We start from the raw sequence: 15584 nt of genomic DNA, 5'->3' as shown, positions 1-15584 counted from the left end.
TCAGGCGTCGCCGCGGGCTTCGCGCTCGAAGCGGTCGAGGAACTCCTCGACGTACGCTTGCCGGTCGGCGGCGAGTGCGCGACCGGCGGGCGTGTACGTTCGGTCCGCGAGCTCGAGGATCTTCTTGTGGAAGTGGTTGAACGACGTCTCGCCGGCGGGCGAGTCGTCGGCCGCCGGCGGCAGGTCGGGGTCGTGGAGCGTGTTCCCGTACTCGCCGGCGTACGCGAAGACGCGAGCGACGCCGACGGCGCCGGTCGCGTCGAGGTTGTCCGCGTCGCAGAGCAGTTCGGCCTCGAGGGTCTCGGGTTCGACGTCGTTCGAGAACCGGTGGGCGCGCACGCAGTGCGCGACCGCGTCCAGGAACGCGTCGTCGCGCTCGCCGAGGTCGCGGAGGACGGTACGGGATTCGCTCGCGCCCCACGCGGCGTGGTCGTCGATCTCGCCGCGGGACTCCTTCGCTCGCCCGACGTCGTGCAGCCACGCGGCGGCGACGAGGACGTCCCGGTCGACGTCGCGAGCCGGGCCGTGCTCGCCGCGCTCGGTCGCGTCCGCGAGTCGCTTCGCGGTCGCGACGACCCGGCGGACGTGCTGGACGTCGTGACACGGCGACAGCCCGTCGAAGTACTCGCGGGCGGCGTCGCGGACGGCAGTCTCGTCCATGCGGGAGCGACCGGCGGCGACGACGAAAAGGCACGCGGTCTCGGACGGTTCCGTGACGGTCGCGGACGGTCCGCGTCAGTCGTGACGTACTGCGAGCGCCGTCAGGCGAACAGTTCGCGTGCGCCCTCGATGGCCTCGACGAGCTTGTCGACTTCTTCCTCGGTGTTGTAGACGTAGAAGCTCGCGCGGGCGCTGGCGGCGACGCCGAGTTCGTCGTGCAGCGGTTGCGTGCAGTGGTCGCCGGCGCGGATGGCGACCGCGTAGTCGTTCAGGATGCTGGAGAGGTCGTGCGCGTGCACGTCCCCGAGGTTGAACGACACGAGGCCGGTGCGGCCCTGCTCGGGGCTGGGCCCGTACACGTCGACGTCGTCCATCTCGGTGAGGCGGTCGTACGCGTACGCGGCGAGGCGCTCCTCGTGGCGCCGGACGTTCTCCATCCCGAGGTCCTCGAGGTAGTTGATGGCGTACCCGAGCGCGATCCCCTCGCAGATCGGGGGGGTGCCGGCCTCGAACTTCCAGGGGAGGTCGTTCCACGTCGAGTCCTCGAAGGTGACCTTCCGGATCATCATGCCGCCGTAGAGGTACGGCTCCATCGCCTCGAGGAGGTGCTGCTTGCCGTAGAGGACGCCGACGCCGGTGGGGCCGCACATCTTGTGGCCGGAGAAGGCGTAGAAGTCGGCGTCGATGGCCTCGACGTCCACGGGCCGGTTCGGCGCGGCCTGCGCGCCGTCGACGAAGACGTACGCGTCGTGGTCGTGCGCGAGGTCGGCGAGTTCGCCGACGGGATTGATGCACCCGAGCGTGTTCGAGACGTGGACGGCCGAGACCATCTTCGTGTCCTCGCCGATCAGTTCGCGGGCGTGATCCATGTCGAGCTGGCCGTCGTCGGTCGTCCGGATGAACTTGCACTCCGCGCCGGTCTTCTTGCAGACCTGCTGCCACGTGACGAGCGCGGCGTGGTGCTCCATCTCCGTGAGGACGACCTCGTCGCCGGGACCGAGCTCGGAGAGCCCCCACGACGACGCGACGACGTTCATGCTCTCGGTCGTGTTCTTCGTGAACACGATCTCCTCGCGGCCGCCGCTCGCGCCGACGAACTCGGCGACCGTGTCGTGAGCGTCCTCGTACGCGATCGACGCCTCCTGGCTGAGCTGGTGGAGGCCGCGGTGGACGTTCGCGTTGTACTCGCGGTAGTACCGCGCGATCTCGTCGACGACCTGGTCGGGCGTCTGCGAGGTCGCGGCGTTGTCGAGGTAGACGAGGTCGTTGCCGTTGAACTCGCGCTCGAGGATGGGGAAGTCCTCGCGGATGGCCGCCACGTCGAGTCCGTCGGCGTCCTGCGTACTCATTAGGTCTGCCTAGCGCCTGCGCGAACTATTGTCCTTCGGTACCGGCCGTGACGCGTCGGTCGTGCGGCCGGTCGCACCGCTGGCGACGAATCGCCCGCGGGCGACGGCGGCCGAGAGCGAGTGGTAACCAACCGGTCTGTAATTCATAGCAATCACCGGGAACTATATCGGTGTTTCAATGGTGTAAGAACCCCGAGAACAGCGAATGATTAAGTGCTGTCGGTGGTTGGGATTGGGTATCTAATCATGGTTCGCTGGATGGTGAACGAAGACGAGCCGGTAACCGAGGTGGGCGCCCCTGTTCTCCCCTGAGGACGCGGTGACGAGCGCGGAGGGAGACGCGGGACGAGGCGGGGTCGAGGCGGGGCTGCCACCGGCCGACGCGAGCGAGGACGCCACCGCGGCGTCGGACGACGTCGGCGTCGTCGTCAGCGTCGAACGACTGGCGGCGTTCCTCTCGGCGGACGACCCGGCCGTCCGCGAGTACGCCGCCGGGCAGCTCGCCGCGCTCGCGGTCGACTCGCCGGTGGACGTGAAGCGAGCCCGCGCCGCGCTCCTCGAACGCTTCGAGGACGACCACGTGCCGGTACGCGCGCACTGCGCGACGGCGGTGGCGACGCTCGCCGCGGCCGACCCCGGCGCGGTCGCGGTCGACGTCGAGACGCTCGCCGCGGCGCTCGCGGACGACTGCACGGCCGCCGCGGACGGTGCGGCGGACGCGCTCGCGTCGATCGCGGACCACGACCCGGCCGCCGTGGCGACGGTCGCGCCGGCGCTCGCGTCCGGCGTCGGCGCGACCGGGAGCGAGGCCGCGGTTCGCGCGCTCGCCGCCGTCGCCGACGCCGAACCCGCCGCGGTCGCACCGGCGGCGTACGCGCTCGCGGACGCCCTCTCGGTCGCCCCGGTCGCGGCCGCGGACGCGCTCGCGTCGCTCGCATCCGGTGCTCCGGCGGCGGTCGCGGACGTCGCGACGCCCGTCGCGGCGGCGGCCGTCGCCGCCCCGCCGACCGTCCGCCGGAGCCTGACCGCGGCGCTCGCGACCGTCGCGGCGACCGACCCGGACGCGGTCGCCGATCACGCGGACCTGCTCGTGGCGGCGCTCGGCGACGACGACCGACGCATCAGCGGGGCGGCGACGTCCGCGCTCGCCGCCGTCGCCGCGGTCGCGCCCGCGCTCGTCGCCGACTGCACGGACGCGCTCGCCGCGCACCTCGACGCGACCGACCCAGCGGTCAGACGGGACGCCGCCCGCGCGCTCGCCGCGGTCGCGGGGACCGACCGCGCGGCCGTCGTCGACGCGCCGACGCCGCTCGCGCGCCACCTCGCGGACCGCCAGGTCGAGGTCCGGCGCGCGGTCGCGACCGCGCTCGCCGAGATCGCGGCCCGGGACGCCGACGCCGTCGCGCCGGTCGTCGCGGACCTCGCCGACGGGCTCGCGGACGCGGACGTGGACGTCCGGGAGGCCGTCGCCGGCGCCGTCGTCGCGCTCGCCGACGCCACCCCGACCGCGCTCGAGTCCGTGGTGGACGCGCTCGTCGCGAGCCTCGACGACGTCCCGGCGGTCCGCGAACCCCTGTCGGTCGCCGTCGCGGCCGTCGCGGACGTCTCCCCTCGCGTGGTCGCACCGCACGTCGACGCCATCGAGCCGTCGCTCACCGAACCGGGCGTCCGCGCGCCGCTCGCGGAGGCGCTCGCCGCCGTCGCCCGCGACGGCCCGGTCGACGCGGACGTGGACGCCCTCACGGACTCGCTCGTCGACGACGACGCCTGGGTGCGCGGGCACGCCGCTCGCGCGCTCGCCAACGCCGCCGACGACGCGACGACCGTCGAGCTCTCCCCGGCACTCCGTCGACTCGTCGCGCGACTCGACGACGACGCGGCCGCCGTCCGCACCGCCGCCGCGGCCGACCTCGTCCGCATCGCGGACGAGACGCCGCACGACCTCGTCGCCGCCGTCCCCGCGCTCGTCGACGCGCTCGACGACCCCCTGGCCGCGGTCCGCGAGGGCGTGGCGTGCGCGCTCGGCGAGGTCGCGACGGTCGCCCCGGACGCGGTCCGGCGAGCGGACGCCGTCCCCGCTCTCGTCGACGGGCTCGGCGACACCGCGGCGGTCCGCGAGTGCGTCGCGTGCGCGCTCGACGCCGTCGCTCGAACCACCGTCGCGGAACGCGAGGGCGTCCGACCGGTCGTCGCGCTCCTGATCGACGGGGTCGCGACCGAACCGGCCGCCGAACGCCGCCGCGCCGCCCGCGGCCTCAGGCACGTCGACCTCTCGCCGCCCGGGTACGAGGCGGCGACGGACGCGCTCCTCGCGGCCGTGACCGAAGACGCCGTCCGCCCGACGGCGGTGCGCGCGCTCGCCGACCTCGCGACCGACGACCGGACGCCGCTCTCGGTCCTCCTCGAGCGAGCGTCCGAGGGCGACCCGCGGGCGACGCTCGCGCTCGCCGGCGTCGCGGCGTTCGAGCCGGTGCTCGCCGACCCGCCCGCGCTCACGGGAGCGGCCGTCGGTACGGACGCCATCGTCCGCCGGCGCGCCACGCGCGCTCTCGCCGCGGCCGCGAGGGCGCGGGCCGACGCGACCAGCGCGACCGGCGTCTTGCTGGACTACGCGGACGCGGTCGACCCGGCGGTCCGCGAGCGCGCCGCTCGCGAACTCGCGCGGAACGCGCTCTCCCGCCCGGACGACGCCAGCCCGGTCGCGGCCGACGTCGCCGCGCTCCTCTCGACGGCCGGCGACGACCGGGTCCGCGGGTGCGCGGCGGTCGCACTCGCGAGCGTCGCCCTCGGCGATCTAGCGGACATCGACGCGTCGGACGTCGCGGTCTCGCCGGACACGCGCGACGCGCTCCCGACCGTCACCGGCGACGACTCGGACTGGCTCGCCGACGCCGTCGCGTTCGTCGAGTCTCCCGGCGCCGACGGCGAGTCCGGCGAGGGGCCGTCGCCGGCGACCGCGCTCGTCCGACGGCTCGACGACGACCGGCCGTGGGTCCGCGCACTCGGCGCGCTCGCCGCCGGCACGCTCGACGCGACCTGCCCGCGGCACCTCGTCGACTCGCTCGACGACGACGCCGTCGTCGTCCGCGCCGCCGCCGCTCGCGCGATCGCCAGCATCGCCGACCGGCACCCCGACGCCGTCGCGTCCGTCGACGACGCGCTCGACGACGCCCTCGATGACGATCCGGCCGTGGTCGCGCCCGCACTCTACGCACTCGCCACAGTCGTCGGCGCCGATCCCGACGCCGCCGCTCGCGTCGACGTCGACCGCGTCGCCGACCGACTCTGGCACCCGGACCCGCGCGTGCAGGCCGCCGCCGTCCGCGTCGTCGGCCACCTCGCGCCAGACGCGCACGACGAGACGCTCCAGCGCCTCCGCGAAGACGGCCCGGACCCCGTCCGCGACGCCGTCGCCGTCGCCCTCGACGATCCGATCGCCGACCCCGACGGCGACGCCGACGGTACGGACGATTCCTGGTTCGCGAGGCTCTCTCCCTGGCGCGTGCTCGACTCCATCCGGGAGTGACGGCCACCGGAACTGACATCTCGGTTGTTAAATCTTTCTTCGGGTTCCAGCGCCGTCACCACCACTCCCTGCTTATATCTCGGTGGGCCGAGTACGCGCCTTCACGATGCGACAGATAACGGGTGGCGGTGGGGGCGGCCGGTCCCGGCGCGCGGTGTTGCGCCGGAGCGGCGCCGCGCTCGCCGCGGCGACCGCCGGCGCGAGCGCCGGCTGCACGAACCTCCTGCCGCCGGCGAGTCGAACGATCCGCTACGGCGACGTCGACGTGCCGAGACGCGGCGACGCCACCCCCAGCTACCGGCGGTGGTTCCCGGCCGTGTCCGAACTCCCGGCGATCGACGAACCGGGTCACGACGAGGACGACCCGTACGGGAACTGGACGTACGTCACGCCCGGCGACCTCGGCGCGGCCCAGCTCGGGCGGCCGTTCGACATCGGGCGGAGCGTCGCCCAGTCGACGATGGACTACGTCGGCTACCCGCTCGACGCGTACGACCGACTCGTCGGCGTCGACCCGATCGGGACCGTCGCGGAGGCCGACGTCGACCGATCGGTCGTCGAGCGGACGCTCGCGGCCACGACCTACGAGCGCGCGGACGACTTCCGCGGGTACGACGTCTACGACCGCACTGACCTGGAGCGGCTCGTCGCCGTCTCCGACGACGCCCTCGTCCACGCCAGCGGCGAGAACCGGCGCGAGAAAGCACGCGTGCTCGCGGACGCCGGCGCGGGCCGCGTCGACCGGCGCCACGAGGTCGACGAGACGTTCGCCGCGTACACCGAGCACGTCGGCGCCGCACCGACCGTCCTGGACGCGTTCGGCCTCCTCGACGGCGCAATCGAGAGCGGCCTGCGGTTCACGTTCGACGAGTCCTCCGCGTACTTCGTCCACGAGCACGCGTTCGCCGACGGCGAGACGCCGTCGGCCGGCGAGGTCAAGCGCCAGATCAGCGGCATCACGCGCGGCCGACGAGCCACGCGCGTGGACGTCACCGTCGACGACCCGTTCGTGCGCGTCGCGCTCCGCCTCGACGAGAGCGTGTACATGAACGGCGACGACGCCGACGACTACCGCTCGCTTCCCTTCGTCACGTGGGGCGTCGACGACCGCCCGGACGCGATCACGGTCCGGCACGACGCGGGCGAGGCCGTCCCCGTCGAGCACGTCGACTTCGAGCCCTCGGACGCGCTCGTGGACCCGCCAGCGCCGGGGTCGACGCTCGAACCCGGTGACGAACTCGCGTTCGCGACCGCGGACATGACCGACGGCGACGACGTCGAGTTCGCGTACCGCCACGCCGAGCACAGCACCTCGCTCCTGTTCCACTATGATCCAGAGAACGCCAGCACTACGTGACCGACGACCCAGCGACGGGCACGAACCGAGCGACCGGTACGAACCGACCCCGCCGACCGACACCAGCATCATGACCGACCCCGCCGACCTGTCGACCGTCGCCGACCTCCTCGCCGACGAGCACGCCCAGCGCATCCTCGTGGCGACGAGCGTGGAACCGAAGTCGAAGACCGAGCTCGCCGCGGACTGCGACGCGTCGCTCCAGACGGTGTCGCGTCGCGTCGACGACCTCGACGCCGCCGACCTCGTGCGCGAGGAGACGCGCGCTCGACGCGACGGCCACCACGACGCCGTCTACGTCGCGAGTCTCGACCGCTTCGAGGTCCGTCTCCGCGACGGCGCGCTCGAACACGACGTCGCGCGGATGGACCGGGACACGACCGACGAACTGCAGCGCCTCTGGGGGAAGTTCTGACCATGGCACCGCTCGTTCCCTATCAGGTCGTCGAACTCCTCACGCTAGTGCTCGCGGCCGGATCAGCGGTCGTCGGGCTGTTCATCGCCGCGCTCGCGCTCCGCGGCGTCCTCCGCGACCGCAGCCGCCAGATGCTGTTCCTCTCGACCGGCATGATCCTCCTGTTCGGCGCCGCGTACCTCACCGCGCTCGTCGGGTCCGCGCTCGTCCGGTTCGACGTCATCTCGCTCCTCCACCAGAACTACGTCCTCCTCGTCGTTCGCGCCCTCCAGTTCACGGGCCTGCTCGCCATCGCGTACTCGCTCGTCATCGGCGAGTAGCCGCCTGCCGCGGTCGCCATCGATCGCCCCTCGTCGAATCCGGCGCGCGAGAAAAGCGCGGCTCGGTGGCCGACCGAGGACCGAGAGCGGTTCAGTCGTCGTCTGCGGCCACGGCGGCGTCGTCGTGCGTGACCTCGTCACCGAGGAGGGCCATGAACTGCGCGAGCCACTCGGGGTGGTCGGGCCAGGCCTGGCCGGTGACGAGGTTCCCGTCGGTCGTCGTCTCGTCGACCCACGAGCAGCCCGCGGCCTTGACCTCGGCCTGGACGGCTGGGTAGCTCGTCATCTCGTAGCCGTCGAGGACGTCCGCGGCGGCGAGGATCTGCGGGCCGTGACAGAGCGACGCGACCGGCTTGTCTTCCTCGAAGAAGTGCCGAACCGTCTCCAGTACTTCGTCGTACGTCCGGAGGTACTCGGGTGCGCGACCGCCGGGGACGACGAGGGCGTCGTACTCGCTCGGGTCGACGTCGCTCATCGTCGCGTTCAGCTCGAAGTCGTGGCCGCGCTCCTCGAGGTACGTCTGGTCGCCGCGGAAGTCATGGACTGCGGTCTTGATCGCGTCACCGGCTTCCTTCTCCGGGCAGACGGCGTCGACCTCGTGGCCGACCATCTGGAGCGCCTGGAACGGCACCATGATCTCGAGGTCTTCGCCGAAGTCCCCGACGATCATCAGTATCTGCTTGGGCATTGGTGTCACCACTCACGACTACGCGGCGCGAGACGTTAAAGTCGGAGGTCGGTCCTCAGCACGGAGAAACCCGGCGCGTTCGCGTCCGCCCTCGTAGAGCCGATCGAGTGCGTTCGCGTCCGCCCTCGTAGAGCCGATCGAGTGCGTTCGCGTCCGCCCTATCCGAGCCGGAGAACCTGTGCGTGCAGGGTGTCCTCGACCGCGAGCACCGCCGCGTCGTCGACGATGCCGGCGTCGACGGCCGCCTCGACGGTCGTCGTCCCGACGAGGTTCGCGACGTCCGCCCGCTGGAGGGCGTCGACGACCGCGTCCGCGTCCACCTCGTCGCCGCCGTAGAACTCCTCGGTGACGGTCAGCGAGATCTCGCCGTCGGTGAACGTCTCCCCGAGGACGTCGCTGTCGCAGGCCGCGACGAGCAAGCCCTCGTCGGTCTCGCGTTCGCTGAGCAGCATCACAGCGGACCACCGCCGCCGGGGCCACCCCGCGAGTCGTCGCCCGAGCCCGTGCGGGAGTCCTCGTTCGGGTCCGGTCGGGGGTCCTCGCCGCGGAGTTCGTCCGGGGCGTTCGCACCCGCGCCAGCACCCGGTGCGCCGCCGCCCATCTCTTCGACCATCTGCTCTTCGGCGGTCTCGCGGAGCGCCTCGGCCTCCTCGGCGACCTCCTCCGCGCGCTCGTCCTCGCCGAGGTCCTCGAGCGCCCGCGCCTTCTCCTCGAGGATCTGGGAGTTACGCATCCCGAGGCGGATGGCGTTGTCGAAGCTCTGCACGGCGTCCTCGGACAGACCGCGTTCCGCGAGGAAGAACCCGCGGTTGTACCACGCCTGCGCGAACCGGTCGTCGATCTCGACGGCGCGCTCGGCGTGCTCGAGCGCCCGGGAGACGTCCCCGGACTCCCAGAGCGCGTACGCGAGGTTCGTCTCCGCGCTCGCGGCGTGCTCGCTCTCGTCGTCGATGCCCAGCGCTTGCTTGTACGCGCCGATGGCCTCGTCCCACTCCTCGAGTTCCGCGTGGGACGCGCCCTTGTTCACCCACGCCTCCTGTTCGAGTCGGTCGTCGTCCGTGAACTGGGCGACGCGGGCGAACGTGTCGACGGCCTGCTCGTAGCGGTTGATGGCGACGTAGTTCAGGCCGACGTCCAGCAGTTCGTTCGCGTCGACGCTGTCGGTGTTCGTGTTCGCTCGGTCGAGCAAGTCCGTGACGACGCGACTGTCCACGGGGTCGACCTTGTCCGGGTCGACGTCGAGTTCGGGCGGGTCGATGTCGAACTCGGCGTAGGGGTCGTCGAACCCCTGTCCGGAGGAGTACTCGTGGTCGCGGTCGGGGTTCTCCTCGGTCATGAGAGTGGTTTTGGCGATGAACGCGGGTAAGCCCTTCGCTCCCCTCGGACGACGCGAACCCCGACGCAGTCTGCGACATCTCCACCCGAAACAAAGGGGGTTAGCGAGAGCCTACCACACCCGCAAAGAACCGAATCGCCACGGGCCAGCACCTACGCCGAACGGGCGGATGACGGACCGCAACGCCGAAACAGCCCATTGCGACCCCAGGAAACGGACAGTAAACCCCGCGGAGTGCGTATCAGTCGGTAGCGCCCGCGGAGTGCGTATCAGTCGGTAGCGCCCGCGGAGTGCGCGTCAGTCGGTAGCGCCCGCGGAGTGCGCGTCAGTCGGTAGCGCCCGCGGAGTGCGTATCAGTCGGTAGCGAGCACGTCGACGATGGCCGAGAGGTCGAGCGGGACCGAGCCCTTCGTGTACCCCTCGACGCTGCCGTCGGGGCGCGTCCGGTAGACGAGCGCCGGCCGGTGGTGGACGTCCGGGCGCTCCCCGCGGACGGCCGCCCACTGGTCGTCGGGGTAGCTCGAGCAGTCCACGAACAGCGTCACGCCGCCACCGTGGGCCTCCAGTTGGCCGGTCGTCTTCGTCTGCGCGGTCTCGCGGACAGCGGTGACGGGGTTGTTCGCCGAGCGATCCTGGGGCGGGAGCGGTCGCGTCACCTCCACGAGGGTGCTCGTGCCGTCGGGTTCGACGGCTCGATAGTCGAGACTGTACCCGCCGGCGACGTCGATCTCCGGAACGACCTCGTACCCTGCCTCGTGGAGGACCCATGCGGCGACGTACTCCGCGACCGCCGACGCCATCCGCGTCAGGTCCAGGTACTCGCTCGTCCCGAGCTTCCCCGCCATCACGTGCCGTTCGTCGTCGAGGATGCCCGTCCGCAGGACGCGTTCGAGGAACGCGAGCGCGTCCTCGGGGTCGGCGTCCGGGAACCCGCAGGCGTGGTCGTGGAGGAACTCACGCGTCGTATGGCGGCCGTCCTTGCTCATCAGGACGGGGAGGAAGAACCACGCGACGTGCGGGTACTCGGTCGTCCACGGCGCTTCGACCGCGAGGTCCGCGAGCAGCTCGCGCTGCGCCCACCGATGGATCGGGTACGGGACCTCGTCCCAGTCGCGCTTGTCGGTCCGCCAGAGCGTGCTCGGCGTCTCCGTATTCCCGAGCCAGTACGCCTCGTCGTCGTCGTAGACGAACAGCGCCAGGTCGCCGTTGTCCATCTCGAACCGGTTCGCGGTCCACCCGTCGGGCGGCCGGTAGTGCGGCGTGCGTAGCGTCGCGCCGAGGTTGTCGTCGAGCGGCGAGAGGATCTGCTGGCGGACCTGCTGGTCGGTCCAGCGGCCCTGCGAGTACCGGAAGCGAAGCGGGCGTGCCACGCTCCCCGATACGCTCCCCTCCCACATGAGCGCCACGGCATCGTCTCGCCGGGGACGGCGTTTCCCCGCCGATCGCGCTCTCCCTTGACGATCGTGTCGACTCCCGGCGGCCGAGTCGCGTTCGGGTAGCGCACCCCACCCGTCCATGCTATGTGAGCCCGTACCGCCGACAGGTTCAAATATCGACATACCATAGCATGACGATGGTTACCATGTCGATGGGTGCTTACGACGAAGACGAATACGAACGCCGCGAGGAGAAGTCCACGCACGTCGACGCGGACTTCGACGACGAGCGGACGGTCTACCACGGGGAGGTCGAGTACGACGCCGGGGACTCCACCGAGGAACTCCTCGACCAGTTCAAGGAACTCCAGGACGAGTAGGCCGCGCAGGGAGCACGCCCGGTCAGGTCGCGGCCGCGTCGCCGCCGTCGGCGAGCGTCAGTCCGATCGAGAGCGCGCTCGCCGTCGCGACGGCGAGCACGTGCCCGAGTAGCACTACGAGCAACACGGGTCGGTCGAGGACGAACGGCACGAACAGCAACTGGACCGCCGCGAACGCGACGTTCAGCGCGTCCACTCTCGCGAACGCGCGCCGTCGCTCGGCGTCGAAGTCGAACGCGTACGCGCGCCAGACGGCGGCGACGGCCGCCCACCACGACGTGCCGATGCGGTAGACGACGTCCCAGAGCACGAGCAGCGTCAGGTACGTCGCGAGCACGGGCGGCTCCGCGCCGAGGAGGACCTCGACGAGCGGCTCGCTCGCCACGCGCGGGTCGTAGACGAACAGGTGCGTGACGACGGCGACGAACGCGAGCACCCCGAGTACCACTTCGACGTTCGACCCGAACAGGAGGCGCCGGTAGGCCTCGGGGGCGTCGAGTTCGCGGATGCGGCGGGCGTAGGCGAGCATGAGCGCGCTCCCGATGGCGGCGACCGCGACCGCGACGGTGCCGACGAGCGCGCCCGTCCACAGCCCGTAGAGTGCGGCGACGAGGAGGACGCCGGCCTCGAACGCGAGCACCTGGATGCCGATTGCGGTCGACGAACTCACGTCGACGCCGGGGAGCGCCCCGACGATGCTCTCGTACACCCACGCGTCGCCGTACCTGACCGACTCGGTATCCTCGGTGACGGCGGCGTCGTCGGCCGGTTCGGTCACTGTATGCCCGGCCTCCCGCCCTGGAGTGGACTGCCGCCGCCGCTCCCGGACCGCGAGAGCGCGCGGCGGACCGCGGAGTCGAACGGCGTCAGCGCCACGTCGATCTCCTCGGCGAGCCGGTCGTCCTCGACGACGACGGGGTTCTTCAGGCCGTCGATGAGCGGGTACGCGACGGACTTCGGGACGTCGCTCACGATGGACACCCAGTACGCAGACAGCCGGGGCGTCAATACCGGGACGGGGATCACGAAGAGGCGTTTCCCCATCGCGTCGGCGGTGCGTTCGAGCATCTCGCGGTACGTCAGGACCTCCGGCCCGCCGATCTCGTAGGTCTCGCCGGCGGTGTGCGGGCGGGTGAGGACGCCCGTGAGGTAGCCGACGACGTCGCTCACGGCGATGGGTTGACACGGCGTGTTCACCCACCGGGGCGTGATCATCACGGGGAGCCGCCCGACGAGTTGCGTTATCATCTGGAAGCTCACGGAGCCGGCGCCGACGATGATCGCCGCGCGGAGCGTCGTCAACCCGAACTCGCCGCTCCGGAGGACGGACTCGACGGCTCGCCGGGACGCGAGGTGCTCGCTGAGGTCCTCGCCCTCTTCGCCGAGGCCGCCGAGGTAGACGACGCGCTCGACGCCAGCGGCGTCGGCGGCGTCGACGAAGTTCTCGGCCGCTCGCTCGTCGCGTTCGGCGAAGTCCTCGCCCGAGCGCATCGAGTGCACGAGGTAGTACGCGACGTCGACGTCGTCGAACGCGCCGTCGAGCGTCTCGGGGTCGAGGAGGTCGCCCTCGTGGACCTCGACCTCGGTCCCCGGGTAGTCCTCGCGGTCGCGGACCAGCGCGACGACGTCGTGGTCGGCCGCGATGAGTGCGGGTATCAACTCGCCGCCGACGAATCCCGTCGCTCCGGTCACCAGCACGCGCATGCCTCGGACTGGGACGGCCGCCCTCTTAACGATGGCTCCAACGGGACGCCGTGGAACCGACAGCCGGCGCGCTCTCCGTCAGTCCCAACCGGGCGTGCCGGGGGCGCCGCGGTCGTCCTCGACGGCCTCGCCGAGGCCGGGGTCGGGGGGGTCGCGGTCGGCGCGATCCGTCCAGTCGTCGATGGCTTGCCCGACCCAGGAGTCGGCGTCGAGCGCGCGCTCGCGGTACTCGCGGTAGGCGTCGTCGTTCCGCCGGACGGTGCCGGGGCTGGCGCCGGCGGCGGTCGCGACGAACTCCGCGCGGTCGGCGGCGGTCGGCTCGCCCGCTGCGATCCGCTCGACGCGGCCCGACAACGCGGCCGGGTCGGGGTGGGCGAATACCTTCCCGCCGACGGCCTGCGGCCCGAGGAGGGGGTCGGCGTCGTCGGGCACGGCGTCCTCGACGAGGCGGTCGCCGGGCGCGCCGAACTCGGCTTCGACGCGCTCGCACCCGGTCTCGACGTCGAGCAGGAGGTTCCGGCCGGGGTAAGTCGCGCACTCGTCGGGATACAGGTCGTCGCCGTGGATGCGGCACTGGAGCGATTCGGGATCGAGGAACGCGCACGTCGGGAGCCAGTGGGCGTCGTCGACGCCGACGGGTGCGACGGGCTTCGGTGGCTTCCGGAGGCCGACGAAGAACGCGGGCCGGCCGGCGACCGCGGCGACGTCGAACCCGTCGACGCGCACCGACCGACCGCCGTCGTCCTCGCGGCCGTCGCCGGTCTCGTCGGAGCCAGCGTCGGTCTCGCCGTCGACGTCGTGCGCCCAGACTCGCGGCGTCAGGGCGTCGCCGTAGCCGGCGTCGACGAACGCGCGGACCTCGTCGCGAGTGAGCGGCACGAGGTTGTAGACGTCGTCGAGCGGCCGGTCCGGGCCGACGCGCTCGTGGTCGTCTGGCGTCGCCGAGAGCGCGCGCCAGTCGACGCAACAGCCAGCGCAGCCCTCGCAGTTCACGCGCATACGTCGAGTTTCGACGCCAGCGAGGAAATACCTGCCCCGGCCGTCGCTCGACGCCGGAGTCGACCTGGTCCCGTGACGCGTCAGGGGTCAGTCTATACGCCGAGCCATTCGTCGTTTCGGACGGGATAGCCGTTCCGCCGGGTGAACTTCGCCGCCTCCCGACGCACGTCGCGGCTCCCCGGGAGCTTCTCCTTCTCGTCGATCCGCTCGACGATCCAGTCGGCGATGGTGCGGATGCCCTCGTCGTCGTCGTCGGCGTCGACGTCCTCGAGCGCCCGGAACGTCCGCTCGTAGCCCTCGCGCTGGGAGTTCGGGAACTCCTGGTTCGGGAGCGTCTTGGCCGCCTCCACGACGCGCTTCATCGCGCCGGCGACCGTCGGTCGCTGGACGCGTTCGCGGACGGCCTCGGGCGAGTCGAACGTCTCGACGTCCGCGTCCGGGACCAGTTCCTCGACGGTGTACGTGCCGTCGGCCGATTCGATCTCGCGGTCGCCGACGGCGGCGACGACGTCGGACCCCGTCGCCGGGAACTCGACGGACTCGAGTTCCACCTCGAACCCCGCGAGCTCGGCGGGGTCGACCGGCGGCTCGGGTTCGTCGACTCGCTCGAGCGCCGTCCTGATGGCGCGCTCTCGCTGCCGTCTGTCGGCGTCGTCCGCCTGTTTCTCTCGACCTTGCTTGTCGTCTGCCATGTATTAGTATACGTTCGAACGGCGGTTAACGCTGTTCCCAAGCGGTCACTGCGAGTGCACGTCGAGCGATCGCTACGCGTCGCATTCGCGCGCTGGCGTCCCGGCGTCGCGTCCCGAGCCGGCCGGTGCGGAGAAAGACACTTGCACGACGCGACCGGACGTTCGGACGTGACGACGGACCCCTGCGAGGGCTGCGGGCGGCGCGTCCGGGTCGCCGGCGGCATCGGCGACATGTGGAACGCGCCCGGGCCCTCGGGCGGCATGACCCTCGAGTACGACGACGGCCGCGAGGAGTTCCTCTGCTTCGACTGCATCGAGGCGCTCCCCGACGACCCAAACGCGGTGGACGTGGCCGCGGTCGACGGAGACGCGGCGGACGGCGATGCGGCCGGCGAGGACCCGTAACGTCCACGGACGTCCGGTCGCTACGTGGGGTATGGTGTTCTCGAGAGGGTTCGTCCTCCTGCTCGCGGTGACGTTCGTGCTCGCCGCGGCCGTCGGCGGACTGCTGACCGTGGAGGGGTCGTTCGCGGCGTTCGTCGCGAACGTCGGGCCGCTCGCGCTCGCGGCGTTCGTCGGTGTCGTCGCCATCCTCCTGGGTGCGGCGGTCGCGAACGCGCTCGCCGGCTCCGGCGGCCCACAAGGTCCCGATGGGCCGACCGGCGCGGACCGCCGCGAGGAGTCGAACGAATGGCAGGACCCGCCCGGCGTCGACGATACTGACTCCGGAGACAACAGCGGCCGCGACGGCGACGCCGAGTGACCGGTCTCGCTGGACGACG

General features: G+C 71.9%; 17 protein-coding genes. 7 read left to right on the top strand and 10 right to left on the bottom strand.

Going from position 1 to position 15584, the window contains the following annotated elements:
• Together G9C85_RS17380 and G9C85_RS17375 are read right to left on the bottom strand one after the other, a co-directional pair.
• A complete protein-coding gene (locus G9C85_RS17380; protein ID WP_166042328.1) occupies positions 1–660 on the bottom strand; it encodes an HD domain-containing protein in 660 nt (219 codons plus the stop codon).
• A 101-nt stretch (positions 661–761) separates the two neighbouring features.
• Positions 762–2009 (bottom strand): aminotransferase class V-fold PLP-dependent enzyme, encoded by a 1248-nt coding sequence (locus G9C85_RS17375; protein ID WP_166042326.1) that lies wholly within the window; start codon positions 2007–2009, stop codon positions 762–764.
• Positions 2010–2328: 319 nt separating this feature from the next.
• Here G9C85_RS17375 and G9C85_RS17370 point away from each other — a divergent pair, with 319 nt between their 5' ends.
• From G9C85_RS17370 to G9C85_RS17355, 4 genes are all read left to right on the top strand, one after another.
• Complete coding sequence (locus G9C85_RS17370) at positions 2329–5535, top strand: hypothetical protein (RefSeq protein ID WP_166042324.1); 3207 nt, start codon at positions 2329–2331, stop codon at positions 5533–5535.
• Between the two features lie 106 nt (positions 5536–5641).
• Positions 5642–6892 (top strand): hypothetical protein, encoded by a 1251-nt coding sequence (locus tag G9C85_RS17365; RefSeq protein ID WP_166042323.1) that lies wholly within the window; start codon positions 5642–5644, stop codon positions 6890–6892.
• 70 nt (positions 6893–6962) lie between these two features.
• A complete protein-coding gene (locus G9C85_RS17360; protein ID WP_166042321.1) occupies positions 6963–7307 on the top strand; it encodes a winged helix-turn-helix domain-containing protein in 345 nt (114 codons plus the stop codon).
• 2 nt (positions 7308–7309) lie between these two features.
• Positions 7310–7627 carry a hypothetical protein gene (locus tag G9C85_RS17355; protein ID WP_166042320.1) on the top strand — a complete coding sequence of 106 codons (318 nt, stop codon included), beginning with the start codon at positions 7310–7312 and terminating at the stop codon, positions 7625–7627.
• Between the two features lie 91 nt (positions 7628–7718).
• Here the strand turns inward: G9C85_RS17355 and G9C85_RS17350 are convergent, their stop codons facing one another.
• From G9C85_RS17350 to G9C85_RS17335, 4 genes are all read right to left on the bottom strand, one after another.
• Complete coding sequence (locus G9C85_RS17350) at positions 7719–8315, bottom strand: DJ-1/PfpI family protein (RefSeq protein WP_166042666.1); 597 nt, start codon at positions 8313–8315, stop codon at positions 7719–7721.
• A 158-nt stretch (positions 8316–8473) separates the two neighbouring features.
• Complete coding sequence (locus tag G9C85_RS17345) at positions 8474–8767, bottom strand: DUF424 domain-containing protein (protein ID WP_166042318.1); 294 nt, start codon at positions 8765–8767, stop codon at positions 8474–8476.
• Entirely contained in the window at positions 8767–9651 is an 885-nt protein-coding gene (locus tag G9C85_RS17340) for a tetratricopeptide repeat protein (RefSeq protein ID WP_166042316.1), read from the bottom strand. Before G9C85_RS17340 ends, G9C85_RS17345 begins: the two co-directional genes overlap by 1 nt.
• A gap of 353 nt (positions 9652–10004) precedes the next feature.
• Positions 10005–11021 (bottom strand): DUF5784 family protein, encoded by a 1017-nt coding sequence (locus tag G9C85_RS17335; protein WP_166042314.1) that lies wholly within the window; start codon positions 11019–11021, stop codon positions 10005–10007.
• A 212-nt stretch (positions 11022–11233) separates the two neighbouring features.
• Between G9C85_RS17335 and G9C85_RS17330 the strand changes: the two genes are divergently transcribed.
• The gene (locus G9C85_RS17330) at positions 11234–11407 is read left to right on the top strand and encodes a DUF5786 family protein (protein WP_166042312.1); all 174 of its coding nucleotides are present in this window, start codon (positions 11234–11236) and stop codon (positions 11405–11407) included.
• A 22-nt stretch (positions 11408–11429) separates the two neighbouring features.
• On the opposite strand, the gene G9C85_RS17325 is transcribed toward G9C85_RS17330, so the two are convergent.
• The 4 genes from G9C85_RS17325 to G9C85_RS17310 form a co-directional block, all read right to left on the bottom strand.
• Positions 11430–12185 carry a hypothetical protein gene (locus G9C85_RS17325; RefSeq protein WP_166042310.1) on the bottom strand — a complete coding sequence of 252 codons (756 nt, stop codon included), beginning with the start codon at positions 12183–12185 and terminating at the stop codon, positions 11430–11432.
• Positions 12182–13111 carry an NAD(P)H-binding protein gene (locus G9C85_RS17320; RefSeq protein ID WP_166042308.1) on the bottom strand — a complete coding sequence of 310 codons (930 nt, stop codon included), beginning with the start codon at positions 13109–13111 and terminating at the stop codon, positions 12182–12184. The genes G9C85_RS17325 and G9C85_RS17320 overlap by 4 nt, the downstream gene beginning before the upstream one ends.
• A gap of 78 nt (positions 13112–13189) precedes the next feature.
• A complete protein-coding gene (locus G9C85_RS17315; RefSeq protein WP_166042306.1) occupies positions 13190–14110 on the bottom strand; it encodes a YkgJ family cysteine cluster protein in 921 nt (306 codons plus the stop codon).
• A gap of 92 nt (positions 14111–14202) precedes the next feature.
• Positions 14203–14802 carry a hypothetical protein gene (locus tag G9C85_RS17310; protein WP_166042304.1) on the bottom strand — a complete coding sequence of 200 codons (600 nt, stop codon included), beginning with the start codon at positions 14800–14802 and terminating at the stop codon, positions 14203–14205.
• Positions 14803–14970: 168 nt separating this feature from the next.
• Here G9C85_RS17310 and G9C85_RS17305 point away from each other — a divergent pair, with 168 nt between their 5' ends.
• Together G9C85_RS17305 and G9C85_RS17300 are read left to right on the top strand one after the other, a co-directional pair.
• On the top strand, positions 14971–15207 hold the full coding sequence (locus G9C85_RS17305) for a hypothetical protein (protein ID WP_166042302.1): 237 nt from the start codon (positions 14971–14973) through the stop codon (positions 15205–15207).
• 31 nt (positions 15208–15238) lie between these two features.
• Positions 15239–15565, top strand: a complete 327-nt coding sequence (locus tag G9C85_RS17300) for a hypothetical protein (RefSeq protein ID WP_166042300.1) — start codon at positions 15239–15241, stop codon at positions 15563–15565.
• Positions 15566–15584 lie beyond the last annotated feature (19 nt).

It is taken from the genome of Halorubellus sp. JP-L1 (assembly GCF_011440375.1).
GTDB lineage: Archaea > Halobacteriota > Halobacteria > Halobacteriales > Natrialbaceae > Halorubellus.
This window is presented reverse-complemented; position numbering and strand designations above follow the sequence as displayed.

Coding starts and splice junctions, on each gene's coding strand:
- G9C85_RS17380 (WP_166042328.1), bottom strand. CDS start 660: ATGGACGAGACTGCCGTCCGCGACGCCGCCCGCGAGTACTTCGACGGG.
- G9C85_RS17375 (WP_166042326.1), bottom strand. CDS start 2,009: ATGAGTACGCAGGACGCCGACGGACTCGACGTGGCGGCCATCCGCGAG.
- G9C85_RS17365 (WP_166042323.1), top strand. CDS start 5,642: ATGCGACAGATAACGGGTGGCGGTGGGGGCGGCCGGTCCCGGCGCGCG.
- G9C85_RS17360 (WP_166042321.1), top strand. CDS start 6,963: ATGACCGACCCCGCCGACCTGTCGACCGTCGCCGACCTCCTCGCCGAC.
- G9C85_RS17355 (WP_166042320.1), top strand. CDS start 7,310: ATGGCACCGCTCGTTCCCTATCAGGTCGTCGAACTCCTCACGCTAGTG.
- G9C85_RS17350 (WP_166042666.1), bottom strand. CDS start 8,315: ATGCCCAAGCAGATACTGATGATCGTCGGGGACTTCGGCGAAGACCTC.
- G9C85_RS17345 (WP_166042318.1), bottom strand. CDS start 8,767: ATGCTGCTCAGCGAACGCGAGACCGACGAGGGCTTGCTCGTCGCGGCC.
- G9C85_RS17340 (WP_166042316.1), bottom strand. CDS start 9,651: ATGACCGAGGAGAACCCCGACCGCGACCACGAGTACTCCTCCGGACAG.
- G9C85_RS17330 (WP_166042312.1), top strand. CDS start 11,234: ATGTCGATGGGTGCTTACGACGAAGACGAATACGAACGCCGCGAGGAG.
- G9C85_RS17320 (WP_166042308.1), bottom strand. CDS start 13,111: ATGCGCGTGCTGGTGACCGGAGCGACGGGATTCGTCGGCGGCGAGTTG.
- G9C85_RS17315 (WP_166042306.1), bottom strand. CDS start 14,110: ATGCGCGTGAACTGCGAGGGCTGCGCTGGCTGTTGCGTCGACTGGCGC.
- G9C85_RS17310 (WP_166042304.1), bottom strand. CDS start 14,802: ATGGCAGACGACAAGCAAGGTCGAGAGAAACAGGCGGACGACGCCGAC.
- G9C85_RS17300 (WP_166042300.1), top strand. CDS start 15,239: ATGGTGTTCTCGAGAGGGTTCGTCCTCCTGCTCGCGGTGACGTTCGTG.